Raw genomic sequence first — 21,445 nt, 5'->3', positions numbered from 1 at the left:
CGCGCAGTTCCCCGCGCCCCTTAAGGCTGCGCTGCGCGCAGCCTCCCCTGAGCGAGCGGAGCTCGCTTCAGGGGCGCGGGGAACTGCGCGAGCGACCACGACGAGACCCGCACCCGGCGACGAAACAGCCCCCACCCGAAAAAGACGACCCGCACCGAAGAGGAGCCCCGATGACAGCCGCGCCCCAACCGGAGGTACTCCGCGCACCCTTGGTCGTGGAGTTTCCTTTCACCCGCTCCCTGGGCCCCGTCCAGAGCGCCTTCCTCACCGGCCTGCGCCACCGCACCGTACTCGGCGTCACCACCACCGACGGCAGAACCCTCGTCCCGCCCGTCGAGTACGACCCCGTCACCGCCGACGAGCTGCGTGACCTGGTGGAGGTCGCGGACACCGGCACCGTCACCACCTGGGCCTGGAACCCCGAACCCCGCCGCGGCCAGCCCCTCGACACCCCCTTCGCCTGGATCCTGGTCAAGCTCGACGGCGCCGACACCGCCCTGTTGCACGCCCTCGACGCGCCGGGCCCGGACACCGTGCACACCGGCATGCGGGTCCGCGTCCGCTGGGCCGGAGAACGCACGGGCGCCATCACCGACATCGCGTGCTTCGAACCGTACGACGGGCAGAGCGAACAGAACCCGCCCGCCCCGCACACCGGCACGTTCGACGGGGACCCGGTCACCGGCATCGTGGCCGAGGCCCGGCTCGACTACACCTACAGCCCGGGCGGCGCCCAGAGCCGTTACATCAACGCCCTCGCGGACAACCGCACCGTCGGTGAACGCTGCCCCTCCTGCCACAAGGTGTACGTCCCGCCGCGGGGCGCCTGCCCCACCTGCGGCGTCGCCACCACCGACCAGGTCGAGGTCGGCCCGGCCGGCACCGTCACCACGTACTGCATCGTCAACGTCAAGGCCAAGAACCTCGACATCGAACTGCCCTACGTCTACGCGCACATCGCGCTCGACGGCGCCGACCTCGCCCTGCACGGCCGCATCGCCGGCATCCCCTACGACCAGGTCCGCATGGGCCTGCGCGTCGAGCCCGTCTGGAGCGAGGGCGGCCGCTACCCGGATCACTACCGGCCGACCGGTGAACCCGACGCCGACTACGACACGTACAAGGAGCTGATCTAGATGCGGCCGCCGATCCGGGACATCGCCGTCGTCGCCTTCGCCCAGAGCGACCATCTGCGCACCACCGACGAGATGTCGGAGGTGGAGATGCTGATGCCCGTCCTGCACAAGGTGCTCGCGGCCACCGGCCTGAAGACCGCCGACATCGGGTTCACCTGCTCCGGCTCCTCCGACTACCTCGCGGGCCGCGCCTTCTCCTTCACCATGGCGCTCGACGGCGTCGGCGCCTGGCCGCCGATCTCCGAGTCGCACGTGGAGATGGACGGCGCCTGGGCGCTGTACGAGGCGTGGACGAAGCTGCTGACCGGAGAGGCCGACACCGCGCTCGTCTACTCGTACGGCAAGTCGTCCCCCGGCAGCGTCCGCGACGTGCTCACCCGTCAGCTCGACCCGTACTACGTCGCCCCGCTGTGGCCCGACGCCGTCGCCCTCGCCGCGCTCCAGGCCCAGTCCCTCATCGACGCGGGGGAGACCGAGGAGGGCGCCCTCGCCGGGGTCGCCGCCCGCAGCCGCACGGCCGCCACGGACAACCCGCACGCCCAACTGCGCGGCCCGGAGGTCGCCCACGGCGACTACGTCGTCCGTCCGCTGCGCACCGGAGACTGCCCGCCGATCGGCGACGGGGCCGCCGCCGTGATCCTCGCCGCCGGGGACCGGGCCCGCGAGCTGTGCGAGCGGCCCGCCTGGATCCGGGGCATCGACCACCGCATCGAGGCGCACAGCCTCGGGGTGCGCGACCTGACCGACTCGCCCTCCACCCGGCTCGCGGCCGAGCGTGCGGGGGCCTTCGAACGTCCCGTCGACACGGCCGAGCTGCACGCCCCCTTTACCTCGCAGGAGGTCGTCCTCAGGAAGGCCCTGCGGCTCGGCGGCCCTCAGGACGGCGTAACCGTCAACCCGTCCGGCGGGGCCCTCGCCGCCAACCCGATGATGGCCGCCGGCCTCATCCGGATCGGCGAGGCCGCCGCCCGCATCCACCGCGGCGAGTCCCGCCGCGCGCTCGGCCACGCCACCTCCGGGCCCTGCCTCCAGCAGAACCTGGTCGCCGTACTCGAAGGGGAGGACCAGTGATGTCCCAAGCTGTGGCCAAGGAACCGGTGGCGGTCGTCGGCATCGGCCAGACCAAGCACGTCGCCGCCCGGCGCGACGTGTCCATCGCCGGACTCGTCCGCGAAGCCGCCCGGAGTGCCCTCGCCGACGCCGAGTTGACCTGGGCCGACATCGACGCCGTCGTCATCGGCAAGGCGCCCGACTTCTTCGAGGGCGTCATGATGCCGGAGCTGTACCTCGCCGACGCGCTCGGCGCCGTCGGCAAACCCATGCTGCGCGTGCATACCGCCGGCTCGGTCGGCGGCTCCACCGCCCTCGTGGCCTCCAACCTCGTCGCGGGCCGCGTCCACGGCACCGTCCTCACCCTCGCCTTCGAAAAACAGTCGGAATCCAACGCGATGTGGGGACTGTCGCTGCCCGTCCCCTTCCAGCAGCCACTGCTCGCCGGAGCCGGCGGATTCTTCGCGCCCCACGTGCGCGCCTACATGCGGCGCACCGGCGCACCCGACCACGTCGGCTCGCTCGTCGCCTACAAGGACCGCCGCAACGCCCTGAAGAACCCGTACGCCCACCTCCACGAGCACGACATCACCCTGGAGAAGGTCCAGGCCTCGCCCATGCTGTGGGACCCGGTCCGCTACTCCGAGACGTGCCCGTCGTCCGACGGCGCCTGCGCGATGATCCTCACCGACCGGGCGGGCGCCGCCCGGTCGCCGAAGCCCCCCGCGTGGATGCTCGGCGGAGCCATGCGCAGCGAGCCGACGCTTTTCGCGGGCAAGGACTTCGTGTCGCCGCAGGCCGGAAAGGACTGCGCCGCCGACGTGTACCGGCAGGCGGGGATCGCCGACCCGCGCCGGGAGATCGACGCCGTCGAGATGTACGTGCCGTTCTCCTGGTACGAGCCGATGTGGCTGGAGAACCTGGGATTCGCCGCCGAGGGCGAAGGCTGGAAGCTCACCGAATCCGGCGTCACGGAACTCGACGGGGACCTCCCCGTCAACATGTCGGGCGGAGTCCTGTCCACGAATCCCATCGGCGCCTCCGGAATGATCCGGTTCGCCGAGGCCGCCCTCCAGGTCCGCGGGCAGGCGGGAGAACACCAGGTGGACGGGGCGCGCAAGGTGCTCGGCCACGCCTACGGGGGCGGCTCGCAGTTCTTCTCCATGTGGCTGGTCGGCGCCGAGCCGCCCACCCACTGACCTTCGGCCCCTTTCGTGGCCTGTGCGCGGCACCGGCCGATCGCTAGGCTGACGCACGGACGACGAACCGGGAGGAGCACGGACGTGGCCGAGAGCACCATCGACCAGCACCCGCTCGCGGGATGGGACAAGCCGGACCTGGATCTGAGCAAGGCGGACTGGCGCTCCAGCAGCAGGGGACTGGGCGATGTCCAGATCGCCTTCATCGAGGGCTTCATCGCGATGCGCAACAGCGGCAGCCCGCAGAGCCCGTCGCTGATCTTCACTCCCGCCGAGTGGGGCGCGTTCGTGCTCGGGGCCCGCGAGGGCGAGTTCGATCTGACGTAGACCCCGGGCGGGAGAGATCCCGCTCCGCCTCCGACACGTGACTTTCGGCCCTGTCCTGTGGCACTTGTGTGCGCGACCCTGGCCACGAGAACACAGGAACAGCCGGTCAGCGAGGGCACGGCCAGCGTGCCCGGTGTCGGAGGCATTGATCCATGAGCACGCCCGAGTCGCAGCACCTTCCCGTCGTCGTCGCGGTCGACGGGTCCGACGACAGCCGCGCGGCCCTGGAGTGGGCGCTCGCCGAGACGACCCGGCGCGGCGCCGTCCTGCGCGTCGTGCACGTCCGCCAGTACGCGCCCCTCCTGCAGCCCGCCGTCCTGACGGCCGGGCCGGAGGAACCGGCCGACGACCCCGTCATCGCAGAGGTGTGCGAGGAACTCGAAGGGCGTTCGGGGCTGCCGTCGGTGGAGTACGTCTGTCTGGAGGGCGTGCCCGCCGGCGTCCTGCCCGAACTGGGCGGCGAGGCGCAGCTCCTGGTGCTCGGCTCGCGCGGGCGCGGCGGGTTCGCCAGCCTGCTGCTCGGCTCGAACGGAGTGGCCGTCGCCCGTGACGCCGCCTGCCCCGTCGTGGTGGTGCGCGCCCAGGAGGCGACGGCGGAGCGCGTGGTCGTCGGCCTGCAGCCGGACGACCCCGACGAGACGACGCTGGCCTTCGCGCTCGACCACGCCGCGCGGACGGGCGCGCCGGTGCGGGTCGTCGCCGCGTACGCGTGGCCCGTGCTCGCCTGGACCGCGTACGGCGACTTCGCACTGACCGGCCAGGAGCAGGAGACCGTCGAGAAGGAGACCCTCGCGCTGGCCCGGCAGGCCGTCGCACCGCTGCTCGACTCTCACCCTAAGGTCGAGGTTGAGATTCTGGTCGCTCCGGGCGATGCGGCGGGGCAGCTCGTCGACAACTCCGAGGACGCCGCCCTCGTCGTCGTCGGCCGGCACCGGCGGCGCTTCACCCGGCCCGCGCCGATGCTCGGCTCGGTGACGCACGCCGTGCTGCTGCACGCGAAGAGCCCGGTCGCCGTGGTCCCGCCCGCGCCCCAGGAGTAGGGCTCTACAGCAGGGTCACGCAGCCCCGCCCGGCCAGCTCGTCGAGCAGGCCGGGCGGAATGCGCAGGTCATTCCATCGGAGGTCGAGTTTCTCCAGGGCCGGCAGCCCGGCCACCCACCGCGGCAGCTCCGACAGACGATTGCCGCGCAGATCCAGTCGGCGCAGCCGGGGCAGACCGCGCAGCGACTCCGGCACCGTCTCCAGCGCGTTGTCCCGCAGCTCCAGTGCGCGCAGCTCGCGCAGATCCCGTACCGAATCCGGCAGGCCGGTCAGGAGATTGCCGCGCAGCCACAGTTCGCGCAGCGCGGTGAGCCGGCCCAGACCGTCGGGCAGCCGCGTGAGCCGGTTGTCCTGCGCCCGCAGCTCCACCAGACCCGTCATCGCGCCGAGCGTCTCCGGCAGCGCGGCCAGCCGGTTTTCCCCGACGTTGAGGTACGCGAGCCGGGTCAGCGCGCCGAGCCGGTCGGGCAGGGCCGTCAGCCGGTTGTCGTGCAGGTACAGATACCGGGTCAGACCCGTGAGGGAGCCGATCTCCGGGGGAACCGCGGCGAGCCGGTTGTGGCCGAGGTCCAGGGTGTGCAGCGCGGTCAGTGAGCCGATCCGGGCCGGAAGCGACGTGAGCCGGTTGTCGCACAGCAGCAGGACCTCGGGCCCCGGGTGCGTCCACACCTCTTCGGGCACCTCGTCCAGACCCGCACGCCAATAATCGAGCCGCAGGTCGTCCATGTGCTCCTCCCCTCCCGCGCCGCTGATCGCGCATCCTATTCAAGGGCCCCGAAGGGGGCCGTCGCGATGTCCGCCGCGGGTCTCGCGAAACGGCCCCCGCCGGACCGCGTCGGCGTACGCTGAGGTGCCTGGAACCCGCGGCGCGCACCGGCTCCCCGCGCCGGACCACCACCGCGGGAGGGGGTGCGACATGGTGCTGCGTGCTGGCCGGGGTGGGACAGGACGAGAGACCTTGTTCGAGCGCGAGAGCGAACTCGCCGCGGTCGACGAGGCGCTCGCCGAGCTGACCGGGATACCCCAGGGCGGCGATCCGCCCGAGCGGCCGCACGGCGCGCTGCTCGCCGTCGGCGCGCCCGCCGGACTCGGCAAGACGACCCTGCTCGCCGAGGTGCGCAGGCGCGCCGCCGCCCGGGGCTGCACCGTCCTGTACGCCCGCGGCGGCGACCAGGAACAGGGCGTCGCCTTCCACGTCGCACGCCAGCTGATCCAGCCCCAGCTCGCCGCACTGCCCGAGGCCGAACTGCGCGCCCGGCTCGGCAGCTGGTACGCCATCGTGGGCCCCGCGCTGGGCCTGTGCGCGGACTCCGACGGCGCGCCGCCCGACCCGCAGGGCCTGCGCGACGGCCTCGACTGGGTCCTCACCCACCTCGCCGTGCGGCGCGCGCCCATGGTCCTCGTCCTCGACGACGCCCACTGGACCGACCCGGAATCCCTCGGCTGGCTCGCCGCCTTCGCTCCGCGTGCGGAGGAACTGCCCCTGCTGATGGTCGTCGCCTACCGCCCCGAGGAGCTGCCCGAACACGGCGAGGCACTGCGCGGCCTGCCGGGCCGCAGCGGCCGGCGACCGCTCGGCCTCGAGCCGCTCAGCGCGACAGCCGTCGCCGACCTGGTACGCGAATCCCTCGGCGCCCACGCCGACGACGCGTTCTGCCGCGAGTGCTGGGCCGTCACCGCCGGCAACCCCTTCGAGGCCGTCGAGCTGACCGCCAAGGTGCACGACCGCGGGCTCGCCCCGACCGTGAGCGGCGCCCACCTGTTGCGCGATCTCGCCGCCGCCGTCAAGGGCAGCGGTCTCATCGCCCGCCTCGAACGCCTCGGCACCTCCACCGTCCGGTTCGCCTGGGCCTGCGCGGTCCTCGGCACCGAGATCTCCCCCGAGCTGGCCGCGAGCGTCGCCGGGCTCGGCGCGGAGGAGGCGGCCGACGCCGCCGACCGGCTGCGCGCCGCCCGCATCCTCACCGGTGAGGTGACCGCCGAGGGCACCCTCGAGTTCGTCCACCCGCTCATCGCCACCGCCGTCTACCGCGCCATCCCCGGCGCCGTCCGCGTCGCCCTGCACGGGCAGGCCGCCTGGACCGTCCTCAACGCCGGGCTCGGCCCGTCCACCGCCGCCCGCCACCTCCTGGAGACCCACCCCGACGGCGACGGCTGGGTGGTGCAGCAGCTGCGCGCCGCCGCCCGCGAGACCGTCCGCGCCGGAGCCCCCGACGCCGCTCGCCGCTATCTCGCGCGCGCCCTGCGCGAACCCCCGCCCTTCGAGGACCGCGCCGCCGTCCTCTACGAACTCGGCAGCGCCTCCCTGCTCACCGAGCCCGCCACGACCGTCAACCACCTGCGCGCCGCCCTGGAGGAGACGGTCACCGACCCCGCGCTGCGCCACGGCATCGTCTACCGCCTCTCGCAGGTCCTCGCCCACAGCGACCGGCTCGCCGAGGCCTCCGAACTCCTGGCCCGCGAGATCCGCACCACCGGCGACGCCCGCGTCCGCCTGCGGATGCAGGCCGAACAGTTCATGTGGGACGCCTTCCGCGCGGACGAACCCGACTCACCGTCCCGCTCCAGGCGCCTGGCCAGGCTCGCCGACCGGCTCGGCGGCCGCGACCTCACCGAGCGCTACATCATCGGCCTGCGCACCTGGGACGCCACTCTGCGCGGCGAACCCACCGACGTCGTCCTGCGGCATGCCGAGCGTGCCCTGGAGGGCGGCCTGCGCTGGGCCGCCGACGAGGACCGGGGCTTCGAGGTGCCCGTCCTGGTCGCCATGGCGTTCATGTACGCCGACCGGCCCGGCCGCACCGAGGAGCTGTTCATCGACGGCATCGCCGACTTCGAACGCGCGGGCTGGCACGGCGCCCACCTCTCCTTCGCGTACACCCTGCTCGCGTACGTCCGCCACCGGCGGGGCAGGCTCGCCGAGGCCGAGGACTTCGTCCGCGCCGGGCTCCGGCTGGCCCGGCGCGTCGGACCCGGCACCCCCGCCCACTGGTACGCCAGCGGCACCCTCATCGAGGTCCTGCTCGCGCGCGGCCGGGTCGCGGAGGCCGAGGAGGCCGCGCGCACCCACGGCTTCGGGCCACCGTTCCCCGCAGCGGTCGTCTTCCCCGACGCGCAGACCGTCTACGGCGAGCTGCTGCTCGCGCTCGGCCGCACGAAGGAGGCGGCGGCGGAGCTGAGCGCGGCCGGACGGCGCCTCGACCCGCGCGGCATGCGCAACCCCGGCTGGTGCCCCTGGCAGCTCCACCTCGCCCGCGCCGAGGCGCACGAGGCCCCCGAGCGGGCGCTCGCCCTCGCCCACGACGCCGTCGAGCGGGCCCGCCACTTCGGTGCCCCGTCCGCGATCGGGCAGGCGCTGCGGGCCGCCGCCGACGTCTCGCCGCGCTCCGCACGCGCCAAACTCCTGGAGGAGTCCGTCGCCCAGCTGGAGCGCTCACCGGCCGGCTACGAACTGGCCTGCTCGCTCGTCGCCCTCGGCGCCGAGGCCCGTCGCGGCGGCCATGCCGGGGACGCCGCGGACCACCTGTACCGGGGTCTGGAGACGGCGGCCGACTGCGGTGCCGACGGCCTGGTGGAGCGCGCGCGGGACGAACTCGCCGCCGCGGGCCTGCGGCCCCGCCCGCTGCGCGGAGCTGCCACCGACGCCCTCACCGCCGGCGAGCGGGCCGCCGCGGCCTGTGCGGTCCGCGGTCTGTACCCGGCGGAGACGGCGGCCGAGCTGCACCTGGCGGAGACGGACGTGGTGCGCCTGTTGTCCGCGGTGTACCGGAAGGTCGGCACGGATCAGGCAGGACTGGCCGCGGCGCTCGGCACCTAGCGTCGAGCAGGTCCCGGTGCGAGAGCCCCGAAGCGGGAGAAGGCGCCGGGGCGACGTACCATGGCCGCATGTCCTTCCTCCGCCGCCGAGCAGCGACCCCCGCGGGCCCCGACTTCGACGTCCTGGCCATGGACCCGGGCGACTGGCCGGGCAACCTCGGCGCGGGCCTGCTGCCCGCCCCCGACGGCACCTGCCAGGGCGTGTTCCTGCGCTACGACCTCTTCGGAGGCCGCGGCCCGGCGATGGTGATCGGCAACCTGCCCGAGGGCTCCCCGGCCCGCGAGGTCGCCGAGGGCGAGATCCCCTTCGAGGTCGCGCAGCTGCTCATCGCGCTGGAGAACGACGAGGAGGTCACGGTCACGGACGTCGAGGACGTCCCCGTGATGCAGGGTGACAACCTCCTCATCGTGCGCCGCCTCAAGCTCTCCGAGACGCGGATCTCCTGCGTCCAGTTCGACCGCAGCGACAATGTCCTGGTGACCATCGCGTCCTGGGACCGCCCCATCACCGACGACCTGTACGCGCTGCTGAAGCCGCTGCCCGCCGAGCTGTTCCAGCAGGGCTGAGCACCCGCACACGACAAGGGCCCGGGACCGCGCACGCGGACCCGGGCCCCACTTGTCAGCCGTGCACGGCCGTCACTTCACCGTGGACGGCACCACCCGCACGTCCGCCGCCCGCACATACGCGACGCGGTGTCCGAACTGGATCTCGTAGTACACGTCCTTGCCCTTGACCACCTTGTGGGAGGTGGTGTCGAAGGTGGGGGAGTAGAAGTACTCGCCCGTGGTCCTCCCGCCGATCACATAGCGCTGGCCCGCGAGGAGCGTGTACGACAGCGGAGAGACCGCCTGCGGGGTCATCCCCGCCGGATAGGCCTCCTTCTCCGGGTAGGCCCGCCCGTACACCGGGACCGACGCCGCGCCGTCCTTCGGCTCGACGACAAGTCCCTTGGCGTTCAGGGCCGTCGGCTGCTTCTTCGGGTTCTTGAACCAGGCCTTCTGGCCCAGGTACCAGATCGCCGTCCAGTCGCCCTCGCGCCCCGCGACCGCATACTGCTGGCCCGTCGAGGCCCGCGACGCCATGTCGTTCACATCGATCGTGGAGTCCTGGCCGCCCGGACGCAGCCCGATGTCCTTGACCAGCGGGGCGTCCTCACTCGGCGCCGTGTACAGCCGCACCGCGCTCGAACCGTGCGGCGCGCACGCCACGCCCGCCTTCTCGCAGCCCGTGAACTCCGGCTGATTCCGCGCGAACTGCGGGTCGATCGTGACCACACCGCCGCGCGCGCCCGCCGTCGGGTGGAACGGCTTCCCCATCAGCTGGAAGTAGTGCGCCCAGTCCCAGTACGGGCCCGGGTCCGTGTGCATCGACGGGATGGTGGACGTCGTCGGCCCCGGCACCGTGTCATGGCCGAGGATGTGCTGCCGGTCCAGCGGGATGTCGTACTTCTTCGCCAGGTACGACACGAGCCGCGCCGACGAGCGGTACATCTCCTCCGTGTACCAGGAGTCCGGCTGCGCGAGGAAACCCTCGTGCTCCAGACCGATCGACTTCGCGTTCACGTACCAGTTGCCCGCGTGCCAGCCGACGTCCTTCGCCTTGATCGACTGGACGATGTGGCCGTCCGTCGAGCGCAGCGAGTAGTGCCACGCCAGATACGTCGGGTCCTGGACCAGCTTGAGCGTCTGCTCCCACGTCGCCTCGGTGTCGTGGATGACGATGTAGTCGATGCTCTGGTCGTGGGGCCGGTCCGCCAGATCGTGGTTGCCGTAGTCGCCGTCGCCGAACTCCTCGTACGGTGCCGGGATCCACTCGCACGACACGGTCCTCGGGCACTCGGTGCCGGACGTGTCCGTCTTCTTCAGGCCCATGGCCCTGAGCTGCGCGGCCTGCGGCTGCGCGGCGCGGTCGGCCGCCAGGGTCACCCGCTGCCCGGCGTCCGTGGTGCGCTGCTCTCCGTCGCGGATCACCGCGAACACATCATTGGCGTACGTCGCCGCGGTCGACGCGTCGTCCGCGCCGGAGAACGACGCGATCGCGCCGTACCAGTCCGCGGGGTCGGAGCTCAACGGCTTGCCGAGCTCCTTCTGCGCGTCGGCGAGCAGGGCCGCGCCACCGCGCACGTTCGCCGCCGGGTCGGTGCGCAGGTCGTCGGCCGCGATGCCGGTCAGACCGGCGGCGCGTACCAGCGTCTTGAGCCGCGCCGGGAGCTGCGACTCGGTGGGGACCGAACGGGACGTCCCGGCGGCCTTCAGCGCGGCACGCGAGTCGTCGCCGCGCGCGTCGCCCTCCGCGTGGTCGTACGCCACCGTGTTCGCGAGGGCGGTGCGCGCGTCCGTCAGGTGCATCGGACCGTAGCCGCCGCTGACGCTGGGCGCGCCGGCGTGCCCGTCCCACCGCGACTGCAGGTACGACACGCCGAGGAGCACGCTCTGCGGCACCTTGTACTCGGCCGCGGCGGACGCGAACGCGTGCTGCAGCGCGGCCGACGGTGCCGCCGTGTCCTGGGGCGGGGCCGCGCCGAGGAGGGGCAGGAGCAGGGCGCCGGTCGCGAGGGTGCCCACCGCCCGTGCGCGCGTGCTGCCGCCGGGACCTCTGCCAGTGAGGGAACGCGGGGTTCGTTGCAACGGTGCCTCCAGGGGCCGGCGAATCTCGGGTTGGTGCGCGGTGCGTGCGGGGCCGATCGTCGTCAGTGGTATCGGCTCACCGACGATCCGTCAATGATCGGACCGGCAACGGAGATTCGCGGGATTTCCCATGTCAGCACGCGTACGCCCGGGTTTCCGGCGCGGTGGTGCGGCCGCCTGCGGCGCGTCAGTGGTGTGGACCAATGTGCGGCAACGGAGAGCGGATCCGGGGGAGTTGGGCGTGGGCCGTGGCCCGGACACGGGGAAGATCCGCGGTACGCCATCCTCCACCCCGGCGTACCACGGATCTTCGTCTCGGTCAGCGAGTGCCGACGGCCGCACGCACCGCCTTGCGGGCCATGTTGCAGTCGTCGTGCAGACGGCGCAGCAACAGCCGCTGCTCCTCGCCGGTCGGTACGGCACCGGGCGGCTGGGGCTGACCGGGCTGTGCCGGTGCCGCCGGGGCCTGGTCGTGCATCGAACGCTGCACGACCGTCTCGTAGGTACGGATCTCGCGGGTCAGGACCAGCATCAGATTGACCAGGAACGCGTCGCGGGAGGCCGGGCCGCCGGACTGCGCGAGCTGGCTGATCTGCCGGCGGGCCACCGGCGCGTCGCCGAGGACCGCCCACAGCGTCGCCAGGTCGTACCCCGGCAGGTACCAGCCCGCGTGCTCCCAGTCCACGAGCACCGGGCCCGCGGGGGAGAGGAGGATGTTCGACAGCAGGGCGTCGCCGTGGCAGAACTGGCCCATGGAGCCACGGCCCGAGGCGTGCGCGATGCCGTGCAGCAGCTTCTGCAGATCGCCCATGTCACGGTCGGTCAGCAGACCCAGATCGTGGAACCGGTTGATCCGCTCCGCGTAGTCCAGCGGCGCGCCGAAGGTGCCCGCCGGGGGCCGCCACTGGTTGAGGCGGCAGACGGCGCCGAGCGCCGCCCTGATGTCCGCCCGGGGCGGTGCCTCGGCCGGGTGCCGCTGCAGGGCTGCCACCCGGCCGGGCATCCGCTCGATCACCAGCGTCCCGTTGTCCGGGTCCGCCGCGATCAGGCGCGGCACCCGCACGGGGGGCCGGTGCCGGACGAACGAGCGATAGGCGGCTATCTCGTGCCGGACCCGCTCCGCCCACACGGGGGAGTGGTCCAGTAAACATTTCGCGACGGCGGTGCTGCGCCCTGTCGTACCGACGAGGAGCACGGACCGCGGGCTGCGGCGCAGTACCTGTACCGGATGGAACTCCGGGCAGATCCGGTGCACCGCGGCGACGGCCGTGCGCAGCTGGGCGCCCTGAGGGCCGGACAAGTCGAGTCTCCCGCTGAGCGGTTGCGTGCCGAGCCCCGGGACACGCCGGGTCCTGCCGACGCCACCGAGCGCCGTGGACCCCGGTCGCGCGGGGTCGAGGTACGGGCCGCCAGCGACCACCGGGCGGGCGGAGCGCAGCGGCCGGGGCGGGGCGGACACGGAGGACGATGCTGCGTACATGGGAGATACAGATCCCTTCGTGTGCCGATCAGTTGCGTGCGCCTCCCGGCCCGGCCGAGTTCGGTAACACCCTGGGGAATGCCCTGCGACGACCGGGTCGGGGTGGCGCATTCCTACCTGACACCCGAGGGGCAGGAGCACAACAGCTGGCGCACCCTGGCGAACCGTGGCGAATAGTCGCTCAGCAACTGACAGAGGGCTACTGTCAACTTCAGCCGAGAACCTGGGGGCTTGAAGTGAGCGGACAACCCAACACCCGCCTGAACGACCTGTTCGGCCTGGCCGGCTGGTCCAAGGGCGAGCTCGCGCGACTCGTCAACCGGCAGGCGGCGGCCATGGGCCACCCCCAGCTGGCGACGGACACCTCGCGGGTGCGGCGTTGGATCGACATGGGAGAGATCCCGCGCGATCCGGTACCGCGGGTGCTGGCGGCGCTGTTCACCGAGCGACTCGGCCGTGTCGTGACCATCGAGGATCTCGGTCTCGTCCGACACGGGCGCACGGGGAAACGGCAGGGCGGCGGAGGCTTGGAACAACAGGGCCCCGACGGAGTGCCGTGGGCGCCCGAGCGGACAGCTGCGGTCCTCACCGAATTCACGGGAATGGACCTCATGCTCAACCGACGCGGCTTGGTGGGCGCGGGTGCCGCGCTCGCCGCAGGATCCGCACTCAGCAGCGCCATGCACGACTGGCTGCACACCGACCCGGCCCTCGTGGCCGACGCTCCCCGGACCTCCGATCCCCTGCACGCCGACCCCGCCGGGTTCGACCGCTACGAAGCGGCCCCCATCGGGTCGCAGGAGATCGAGGAACTGGAGCGCTCGGTCGAGGTGTTCCGGGCCTGGGACGCCTCCCGCGGCGGCGGGTTGCAGCGCAAGGCAGTCGTGGGCCAGCTCAACGAAGTCGGCGGAATGCTCTCGTACCGCCATCCCGACCATCTCCAGCGGCGCCTGTGGGGCGTCGCCGCCAATCTCGCCGTCCTCGCGGGCTGGATGTCGCACGACGTCGGCCTGGAGCCCACGGCCCAGAAGTACTTCGTCATCGCCGCGCACGCCGCGCGCGAGGGCGGCGACCGGCCGCGCGCCGGCGAGGCCCTGTCACGGGCCGCCCGCCAGAAGATCCATCTCGGCGCGCCCGACGAGGCGCTCGACCTGATGAAGCTCGCCAAGTCCGGCTCGGGCGACCAGGTGCTGCCCCGCACCAAGGCGATGCTCTACACCATCGAGGCCTGGGCCCAGGCGTCCATGGGCAAGGGGCAGGCGATGCGGCGCACCCTCGGCCGCGCGGAGGATCTCTTCGTCTCCGACAAGGGGGACGTGGAGCCGCCGAGCTGGATGCAGATGTTCGACGAGGCGGACCTGCACGGGATGCAGGCCCTGGCCTACCGCACCCTCGCCGAGCACGAGCCGGGCGCGGCCGTCATCGCCCAGCAGCACGCGAGGGAGGCGCTCGCACTGCGGGCGGGTGGCCGGGACCGGTCGAAGATCTTCGATCACCTGTCGATGGCGTCGGCCTGCTTCATCGCCGACGACCCCGAGCAGGCGGACCGGTACGCGCGCCTCGCCCTCTCCTCGATGGGGGCGAACTCCTCGCACCGCACCTGGGACCGGCTGCGCGAAATGTACCGGCTCACCGGCCAGTACGCCGGTTACCCGAAGATCGAGGACCTGCGACAGGAGATCAAGCTGGCACTGCCGAGGAGTGCGGGAAAGAGGATGCGGGCCTGAGTCCACCAGGGCGCCCACGCCGACAGGGCGTCAGAGATCGATCCTCGCGATGAGCACACAGGCGTCGTCCTCGCGCTCGCCCGAGCCCAGCGCATCGGTCACCACGCGCACGCACTCCTGTGCGTCGCGGGCCTGAGCGAGGCGTGGCGCCAGTGCGAGCAGACGGCCGGCCGCCGCCTTCTCGCCGCGTCGTGGCACCAGTGCGTCGGTGTGCAGCACCAGTACGTCACCGCTGCGCAACCGCACTTCGGCCTGCTCGTACTCGGCACCGGAGGTGGCGCCGAGCAGCACGCCCCGAGGAGGCGTGAGCGCACTCCCCGTCCCGTCACGGAAGAGCAGTGGGGCGGGATGTCCCGCCTGCGCCCACGCCAGTGTGCGGTCCGCCGGGTCGTACCGACAGCACAGGGCGCTGCCGAGAGCGGGCCGTACGGCGTTGTCGAGCAGGTGCCCGAGGCGGCCGAGGAGCTCGGCCGGCGGGGTGCCGCACACGGCCATGCCGCGGACGGCGCCGAGCAGCATCGCCATGCCGGAGGTGACGGCGACGCCCTGTCCGGTGAGGTCGCCGACGGTGAGGAGGGTCTTGCCGTCGGGCAGTTCCAGTGCGTCGTACCAGTTGCCACCGGTCGGGGTGCCGTTGGAGGAGGGGAGGTAGCGGGCCGCGACGTGGAGACCGCCGGGGCCGCCGTGCGGGAGCCGCAGGGAGCCACGCCACGGCGGCAGCACGGCTTCCTGCAGCTCGACCGCGAGCCGGTGCTCGGTCTGCGCGATGTGCCGCTGGCGCTGGAGCGAGTCACGGGTCTCGCTCACCGCTCGCTGGCTGCGGCGCAGTTCGCTGACGTCGCGCACGACCGCCCACATGGAGGCGGTCGAGCCGTCCGCGTCGAGCACGGGCTCGCCCATCATGTGCACCGCGCGCACGGTGTCGTCCGGGCGCACGATGCGGAACTCGCCGTCGATGGGCTTGCCGTCGATCAGACAGTCCGTGACCATCGCGGTCAGCTTGGGCTGGTCGTCGGTGTGCACCACGGCGGACAGCTCGTCGAGGGTCAGGGCGGGGGAAGCGGGGTCGCGGCCGAGGATCTCGTACAGCTCGTCGGACCAGTGGGCCTCGTCGGTCAGCAGGTTCCAGTCCGCGCTGCCGACGCGGGTCTCCGGCGAGCCGGTGGGCGCGTCGGTGGCCGGTCGCTGGGCCGGTACCCCGGTCCGCGGTGCCGGGCCCTCCCGGAGTTGCGCCAAGTGCCGGTCCAGGTCACTGAGTTGATGGACCGCCAGCTCGTACAGGGCGCGCTGCCAGCGGGCCTCGGGGGCGGTCTCGTCGGGGATCGCGTCGACGGAGTCGCGGCGCACCGCGTCGACGTCACCGAGCAGCCGGCGTGTCTGGTCGATCAGCGCGTCGACGGTGCCACGCTCCGGCGGCTGGCCGGCGGGGCGGTCCGCGAAGACATGGGGCGGCATGACGAACTCCGATGCAGGCACGGGAACGGCCGAGGCGGACGGAAGGACCGCCAACGACTCTGGCACAGGCACCCTGGCCTCGTAAGGCATTTGGCCATACACGATGCGGTGGTGCTTCTGGCATATGCCCTTGTCCTCGTGAATCGTTCTTCCGGGTGGCTTGGTCGAACGGGTGCCCGGTTATGGCGTAGCTCCGGCTGGTCCGGGCCGTACGGGGCGCGGAGTGGAAACGCGTAGCCGTCCTACGCCGGACGACGTGCCGCCCGGACCCCGTGCCAGAGGGGTCCGGGCGGCACGCGTCGTGCGGGTCGGGGTCCCTACTGCCCCAGTCTCGTACCGGGTACGGCCGAGGCTGCCGCCGCGGTGGGACTTCCGTTGATGACGAACTGGGAGCCCGGCTCGATGAGCACGTTGCCGTCGCGCGAGTCCTTGATCGTCACGCCGGAGAGCGTGGCGCTGCCCCGGGCCCCGCTCATGGCGAGGATGCCGGATCCGTTGACGGACTTGGAGATCGACACATTGCTGATCTGCACGTCCGGCATGGCGCCGCCACCCGTCTTGAACTGGATGCCGTCGTACGTGGAGTCCTGGATGTCGGTGTCCCTGATGGTGACGCCCGGGATGTTCTGCCCCTGGGCGAACAGGGTGATCGCGCCGAACTCCTGGTCCTCGTTCCAGAACGCCCCGCCCGTGCGGTACAGGCCGTTGTTCGCGATCAGCGTCTGCCCGGAGAAGGGCAGCGGGTCGTGGTCGGTCGCGAGCATGATGCCGGGGTAGTTCGCCGTGTCGTACACCAGGTTGTTCTCGATCTTGTTGCCGTAACCGCCGTACACGGCGATGCCGTTGGCCCGCCACGGCAGCTGCACCGTGTTGTTGCGGAAGACGTTGTCGTGCCCGATGTCGACCGAGGTGTCCTTCACGTACTTGTTGGCCCACACGGCGAGCGCGTCGTCACCGGTGGTGCGGAACGACGAGTTGTAGACGCTCGAGTTGCGCGTGCCGTTGGAGAAGTTGATGCCGTCGGCATACGTGTCCCGGATCCGCATGCCGCTGAACTCCAGGCCGTCGGCCGGGCCCCACAGTTCCGGGATGTTGCTGTAGTCGCGGCCCACCCACACAGCGACGTTGGCGTGCTCGATCCACACGTTCGAGATCTTGGTGTTCTTGCCGAAGCGGCCGTTGAGACCGACGCCGCCCTCGGCGTTGCCGTCACCGCCGCGGATCGTGCCCGAGCCGAAGATCGCGATGTCGGAGATCTTGGTGTTGTCGTCGATGTCGAAGCCGAAGTTGCCCTCGTGCGGGTGGTTGATGCCGCCCGCGTTCTGCGGCGCGGTCAGCGTGTAGAGCTGCGAGTGCCACATGCCGGCACCCTTGATGGTGACGTCGCGGATGCCGACCTGGTTGTACTGGCCGCGGTTCAGCGGGTCGTCCGTGAGGATCTTCTGCTCCTGGCGCCACTGCCCGGCCGGGATCCACACGCAGGCGATGTCGCCCTTCTGGTCGGCGGTCACCGCCTTCTGGATCGCCGCCGTGTCGTCGTTGCCGTCGTTCGGCACCGCTCCGTAGGCGGTGATCGAGGTGCACTCGGCGGGCTTGCTCGCCGGCGGCGCCACCTGCTCCAGGTCGACGAGGTCGACGATGTAGTACGCGGCGTCGTCACCGGAGTCGCGCTGCAGCCGGAACTTCGTGCCCTGGGGGTAGGTCTGCGCGAGGAGGGCGTGCGTCTCGTCGAAGAGACGGCGCGCGTCACCGCCGGGGGTGTTGGTCAGCCCCTCGGGGTCGTCCGTGTGCCCGTAGAGCCAGCTGTGCTTGGAGGACAGGTTCAGCTTCTGCACGAACGTGCCGTTCGCGTAGAGGCTGAGGGTCTTCTCCTGGCCTCCGCCGCCCGCCGCGTCCGGGATGGAGTTGCGCACGACGATTGAGTTCGTCGAGTTCTTGGAGGTGAACTCCACGTACTGGCCGGTGGAGTTGAGCCGCACCGACTTGCGGCCGGACGACTCCGACGCGTAGTTCGTGTGACCGAAGGTGCGCACGGCGTCCGCCGTCAGGAGCGTGCCCGTGTACGTGCCGTCCTCCGCCTCGTACTCGGTGTAGGGCACGGCCGCGCCCCGGCCCACGACGATCGAGCGCGCGAGGACGTTGTTGTTCTCGTTCGTCTCGGCGACCGTGCCGGTGGCGTCCGCGGTGGCGGTGAGGGTGGCGCCGCCGCTGACCGCGGTCCAGCTGCCGGAGAGGGCGACGTCGGCGCTCGCGCCCGCGGCGAGGGCGGGCGTCGTGCCGTTCAGCGTGGTGGTGCCCACCGTCAGCCGGGTCACGGAACCGGCCGGGACCGCGCTGGTGCCGCGGTTGTGCACCTTCACCGAGAACGTGACGTTCGCGCCGACCGCGGGGCTGGCCGGGTTCGACGTGATGCCGGTGACCTCCAGGTCGGGACCCGGGGTCTGGCCGACGGTGAGCTTGGTGTCGGCGGTGCGGCTGTTGTTCGTCTCGTCCTGCTCGTTGATCGCGTTGGTCGGGTCGACCAGCGCGGACACGGTGTAGCTGCCCTCGGCGCGCTTGCCGATGGTCACCGGCACCGTGGCCGACGCCCCGGCGGCGAGCGCGGGGACCGCCACGCTGCCCGCGACCGTCCCGCCGACGCTCACGTCCACGGTGGTCGCCGCGGCGGCCGCCGTACCGGCGTTGCGCACCGTGGTGTTCACCTTGATCGTGTCGGCCTCACTGGGCTGCGCGGGATCCCAGGACAGACCGGACACCGTCAGATCCGGGTTCGGCGCCGGAGTCCCGTGCACCTCGAACTCGGCCACCTGGCCACCGTAACCGGCGGTGTTGGAGGAGAACTTCAGCTGCACGTCGGAGTAGCGCCCGGACACCGGGATCGTCACGGTGTTCTGGTTGCCGGACGGGTTGAACGTGTAGTCGGCCTTGGCCTTGACCGAGCTGAACGCGCTCGCCGACGCCGCACGCCCGAGCACCTCGATGCTCTGCGTGCGGGTGGCCCAGGCCGGGTCCGGGTTCAGCTTCAGGACGAGCGAGTCGAGATCGGCGTCGGCGCCGAGCTTCACCGTGAGGGTCGACGGGCTGCCGCTCGCCTCCCAGTACGAGCCGGTGCTCCCGTCCACGGCGTTCTTCGCGACATAGTTCTGAATGGTCGACGACGCCTCGACGGGCTTGTTCAGGGCCAGGTTCGGGCCAACCGTCGCCGATGCCGGCTGGGCGGTGACGGGCAGCAGCCCGAGCGTGCCCAGCGCGGCGCCGAGCAGGACGGCGGTCAGCCGTCTGCCTCTCTGCCTGTCTCTCTGCCTGTGTCTCACGACGCGGTCCTCTCGATACGGGGGATACGGGCGATGCGGGGGATACGGGGGCGGATCACTTCAGGTACGCCTCGACCTCGCTGAGCTGCGCGGCGGGCCAGCCCGTGTTGGCGGTCACCTGCACGCGCAGGTGGCGGGTGGCGGGCGAGGAGGTGGGCAGGGTGACGGTCACGGTGTTGCCGGTGGCCGGATCGAAGCGGTAGTCCTTCGACGCGGCCAGGGTGGTGAAGGAGGACCCGTCGGTGCTGCCCAGCACCGAGAGGGTCTGGGTCCGCGCGCCCCAGGCCGCCGACGGCGGCAGCTTCAGAACGACCCGCCGCACGGCCTGGGCCGAGCCGAGGTCGACGGTGAGCGCCTGCGGGAAGGCGTTGTTGGTCGACTCCCAGTACGAGTTCGCGTCGCCGTCGACCGCCTTGCCGGGCGTGTACACATCGGCCGATCCGGTCGCGGTGGCCGGGCGGCCCTGGGCGAGGTTGCGGGCCGGGTCCGGGTCCGGGTTGCCGGAGCCGGGCTGCGGCCAGGCCGAGCAGTTCGACCAGGTGCTGGACCAGCCGGAGTTCCCGCCGCCGTCGGTGAGCGCGAAGGTGCCCGCACCGGACGGGTAGGGGCAGTTGTAGACACCGGCCACGCCGACCCCGGTGGCCTTCAGGTTGCTGATCTTCACGGCGCCGGGCGTCTCCGCCTGCACCACGACCGTGCCGACCTTGTCCACGGTCGACCCGTCGACGGTCACGTTCTTGACGGCCTTGCCGGTGCCGCTGCCGGAGACGAACTCGTAGGCGCTGTAGGGGCTGTCCTTGATCGTGGTGTTGGTGATGTTCACGGTCGCCTCGATGGCGCTGTCGTAGGCGTCGACGCGCAGCGCGCCCATGGGATGGCCCCAGTTGGGGTTGATCGCCCCGGTGCGGACGAGCGTGTTCCCGGAGACCGTGATGGTGCCGGCGAGCGGGGAGAACGGGTCGAGGAACTTCTGGTTGGAGATCGCGATGCCGCTGCCGAGGGCGTTGGTGTCCTGGACCAGGTTGTCCTTGACCGTGATGTCGGTGCCGCCGTAGATCGCGATGCCGTTCGCGAGGTTGGGCTGCGAGATGGTGTTGCCGGAGAACGTGGAGCCGGTGTCGGCGCCGTTCAGCGACCACATGGCGAGCGAGTCGTCCCCCTGGTTGCGCAGGAAGTTGCCGCGGACCTGGACACCGTGCGCGTTGCCGTTCAGGTTCAGGCCGTCGGCCGTGGTGTCGAGGATCCGGTTGTTCTCGACGATCAGGTTGTCGTTGTTGCCGGTCAGCCAGAAGCCGCACTTCAGATGCTGGATCCACATGCCGGACACGGACGAGTTCGGGCCGAGGGAGCCGTTGACGAAGTTGTCCGGGTTGTTGTCGACGCGCTCGGTGACCTCGCCGATCACCGCGAAGTTCTTGAGGTTGACCCTGCCCGCGGAGTTCGACTGATCGATGAAGTGGGAGGAGCGTACGACCGAGTACCAGCTGCCCGCACCGAGCAGGGTCACGTTCTCCACGCCGCTGAGCGCGGAGCCGACCTTGAAGTTGCCGGCCGGGATCCAGACCGTGCCGCCGCTGCCCTTGGCCGCGCTGATCGCGTCGCGGAACGCCTGGGTGGAGTCCTGCTGACCGGTCGGGTCGGCGCCCTTGTCGACCACGGAGATCGCCCCGGCGGGCTTGGCCGCGGCGGCGGCGACCTGCTCGAAGTCGGCGACGTCGACGGTGACCTGGGTCGAGGCGGCCTCCAGCTTCACCTTGTCGCCCGCCTGGAGGTTGCGGCCGAGCAGCAGGCGGGCGTTGTCGAAGAAGTGGTGCGTCTTGGCGCCCGCGATCCAGGACGTGTCGACATAGCTGTACTTGGAGGTGACGGCCAGCGACGAGGAGAGCTTGGTGCCGTTCACGTAGACCGCGAGCGAGCCCGACTGTCCGTCGGGCACGTTGTAGGCGACGTTCACGGCGTTGGCCGCGCCGGTCAGGGTGAACTCGACGCTCTGGCCGGCATTCAGGCGGACGGCCTGGCGGCCGGAGGCCTCCGAGGTGACGGTGCCCTGGGTGTAGTCGGGCCCGGTCTTCGTGCCGCCGGTGACAGCGGACTCCGCCTCGTAGGAGGTGAAGGGGAGTGTGGCGCCCGCGGCACTCGCGGCGGCGGCCCGCTGCGGGGCCGCGTGGGCTGTCGCCGAGCCTCCGGCGCCGACCACGGCGCTGACCAGGGCGACCGCGAGGGCGAGCACGGGGAGTCGGCGCGAGGACCGGAATGGCGCGTTCATGAC

Annotated in this window: 14 protein-coding genes; 8 read left to right on the top strand and 6 right to left on the bottom strand. The window is 71.9% G+C overall.

Translation table 11 applies throughout. The annotated features are described in order from the left end of the window. Positions 1 to 170: 170 nt before the first annotated feature. The 5 genes from ABT127_RS36435 to ABT127_RS36415 all read left to right on the top strand — a co-directional run bounded on the left by ABT127_RS36435 (position 171) and on the right by ABT127_RS36415 (position 4,752). Complete coding sequence (locus ABT127_RS36435) at positions 171 to 1,136, top strand: Zn-ribbon domain-containing OB-fold protein (protein WP_351459931.1); 966 nt, start codon at positions 171 to 173, stop codon at positions 1,134 to 1,136. Continuing rightward, positions 1,137 to 2,207, top strand: coding sequence for a thiolase family protein (locus ABT127_RS36430; protein ID WP_351459928.1), 1,071 nt, complete (start codon positions 1,137 to 1,139; stop codon positions 2,205 to 2,207). A gap of 11 nt (positions 2,208 to 2,218) precedes the next feature. Continuing rightward, a complete protein-coding gene (locus ABT127_RS36425; RefSeq protein ID WP_351459934.1) occupies positions 2,219 to 3,385 on the top strand; it encodes a thiolase family protein in 1,167 nt (388 codons plus the stop codon). 84 nt (positions 3,386 to 3,469) lie between these two features. Continuing rightward, positions 3,470 to 3,712 carry a DUF397 domain-containing protein gene (locus ABT127_RS36420; RefSeq protein WP_351459926.1) on the top strand — a complete coding sequence of 81 codons (243 nt, stop codon included), beginning with the start codon at positions 3,470 to 3,472 and terminating at the stop codon, positions 3,710 to 3,712. 152 nt (positions 3,713 to 3,864) lie between these two features. Beyond that, entirely contained in the window at positions 3,865 to 4,752 is an 888-nt protein-coding gene (locus tag ABT127_RS36415) for a universal stress protein (RefSeq protein WP_351459923.1), read from the top strand. A 4-nt stretch (positions 4,753 to 4,756) separates the two neighbouring features. Here ABT127_RS36415 and ABT127_RS36410 read toward each other — a convergent pair whose 3' ends face one another. Further along, positions 4,757 to 5,479: a leucine-rich repeat domain-containing protein gene (locus ABT127_RS36410; RefSeq protein ID WP_351459921.1), complete on the bottom strand. Its 723-nt coding sequence runs from the start codon at positions 5,477 to 5,479 to the stop codon at positions 4,757 to 4,759. Positions 5,480 to 5,669: 190 nt separating this feature from the next. On the opposite strand from ABT127_RS36410, the gene ABT127_RS36405 reads away from it, so the two are divergent. Next, positions 5,670 to 8,570, top strand: a complete 2,901-nt coding sequence (locus tag ABT127_RS36405; protein ID WP_351459918.1) for an ATP-binding protein — start codon at positions 5,670 to 5,672, stop codon at positions 8,568 to 8,570. A 68-nt stretch (positions 8,571 to 8,638) separates the two neighbouring features. Further along, entirely contained in the window at positions 8,639 to 9,136 is a 498-nt protein-coding gene (locus tag ABT127_RS36400; protein ID WP_351459915.1) for a hypothetical protein, read from the top strand. 72 nt (positions 9,137 to 9,208) lie between these two features. Here ABT127_RS36400 and ABT127_RS36395 read toward each other — a convergent pair whose 3' ends face one another. Together ABT127_RS36395 and ABT127_RS36390 are read right to left on the bottom strand one after the other, a co-directional pair. Beyond that, positions 9,209 to 11,137: an N-acetylmuramoyl-L-alanine amidase gene (locus ABT127_RS36395; RefSeq protein ID WP_351459912.1), complete on the bottom strand. Its 1,929-nt coding sequence runs from the start codon at positions 11,135 to 11,137 to the stop codon at positions 9,209 to 9,211. 382 nt (positions 11,138 to 11,519) lie between these two features. Then, positions 11,520 to 12,680 carry an aminoglycoside phosphotransferase family protein gene (locus ABT127_RS36390; RefSeq protein WP_351459909.1) on the bottom strand — a complete coding sequence of 387 codons (1,161 nt, stop codon included), beginning with the start codon at positions 12,678 to 12,680 and terminating at the stop codon, positions 11,520 to 11,522. Positions 12,681 to 12,916: 236 nt separating this feature from the next. Here ABT127_RS36390 and ABT127_RS36385 point away from each other — a divergent pair, with 236 nt between their 5' ends. Beyond that, positions 12,917 to 14,407, top strand: a complete 1,491-nt coding sequence (locus ABT127_RS36385; RefSeq protein ID WP_351459907.1) for a DNA-binding protein NsdB — start codon at positions 12,917 to 12,919, stop codon at positions 14,405 to 14,407. Positions 14,408 to 14,437: 30 nt separating this feature from the next. Here the strand turns inward: ABT127_RS36385 and ABT127_RS36380 are convergent, their stop codons facing one another. From ABT127_RS36380 to ABT127_RS36370, 3 genes are all read right to left on the bottom strand, one after another. After that, positions 14,438 to 15,862, bottom strand: coding sequence for a PP2C family protein-serine/threonine phosphatase (locus ABT127_RS36380; RefSeq protein WP_351459904.1), 1,425 nt, complete (start codon positions 15,860 to 15,862; stop codon positions 14,438 to 14,440). A gap of 317 nt (positions 15,863 to 16,179) precedes the next feature. After that, entirely contained in the window at positions 16,180 to 19,110 is a 2,931-nt protein-coding gene (locus tag ABT127_RS36375) for a CARDB domain-containing protein (RefSeq protein ID WP_502971836.1), read from the bottom strand. 121 nt (positions 19,111 to 19,231) lie between these two features. Further along, the gene (locus ABT127_RS36370) at positions 19,232 to 21,442 is read right to left on the bottom strand and encodes a discoidin domain-containing protein (RefSeq protein WP_351459900.1); all 2,211 of its coding nucleotides are present in this window, start codon (positions 21,440 to 21,442) and stop codon (positions 19,232 to 19,234) included. Positions 21,443 to 21,445: the final 3 nt, after the last annotated feature.

The sequence above is a fragment of the Streptomyces sp. NPDC001904 genome (genome assembly GCF_040297005.1).
Taxonomy (GTDB): domain Bacteria; phylum Actinomycetota; class Actinomycetes; order Streptomycetales; family Streptomycetaceae; genus Streptomyces.
This window is presented reverse-complemented; position numbering and strand designations above follow the sequence as displayed.

What these genes read in the sequence shown, in the direction of transcription:
- ABT127_RS36435 (WP_351459931.1), top strand. Translation starts at nt 171, where the DNA reads ATGACAGCCGCGCCCCAACCGGAGGTACTCCGCGCACCCTTGGTCGTG.
- ABT127_RS36430 (WP_351459928.1), top strand. Translation starts at nt 1,137, where the DNA reads ATGCGGCCGCCGATCCGGGACATCGCCGTCGTCGCCTTCGCCCAGAGC.
- ABT127_RS36415 (WP_351459923.1), top strand. Translation starts at nt 3,865, where the DNA reads ATGAGCACGCCCGAGTCGCAGCACCTTCCCGTCGTCGTCGCGGTCGAC.
- ABT127_RS36410 (WP_351459921.1), bottom strand. Translation starts at nt 5,479, where the DNA reads ATGGACGACCTGCGGCTCGATTATTGGCGTGCGGGTCTGGACGAGGTG.
- ABT127_RS36405 (WP_351459918.1), top strand. Translation starts at nt 5,670, where the DNA reads ATGGTGCTGCGTGCTGGCCGGGGTGGGACAGGACGAGAGACCTTGTTC.
- ABT127_RS36400 (WP_351459915.1), top strand. Translation starts at nt 8,639, where the DNA reads ATGTCCTTCCTCCGCCGCCGAGCAGCGACCCCCGCGGGCCCCGACTTC.
- ABT127_RS36390 (WP_351459909.1), bottom strand. Translation starts at nt 12,680, where the DNA reads ATGTACGCAGCATCGTCCTCCGTGTCCGCCCCGCCCCGGCCGCTGCGC.
- ABT127_RS36380 (WP_351459904.1), bottom strand. Translation starts at nt 15,862, where the DNA reads ATGCCGCCCCATGTCTTCGCGGACCGCCCCGCCGGCCAGCCGCCGGAG.
- ABT127_RS36370 (WP_351459900.1), bottom strand. Translation starts at nt 21,442, where the DNA reads ATGAACGCGCCATTCCGGTCCTCGCGCCGACTCCCCGTGCTCGCCCTC.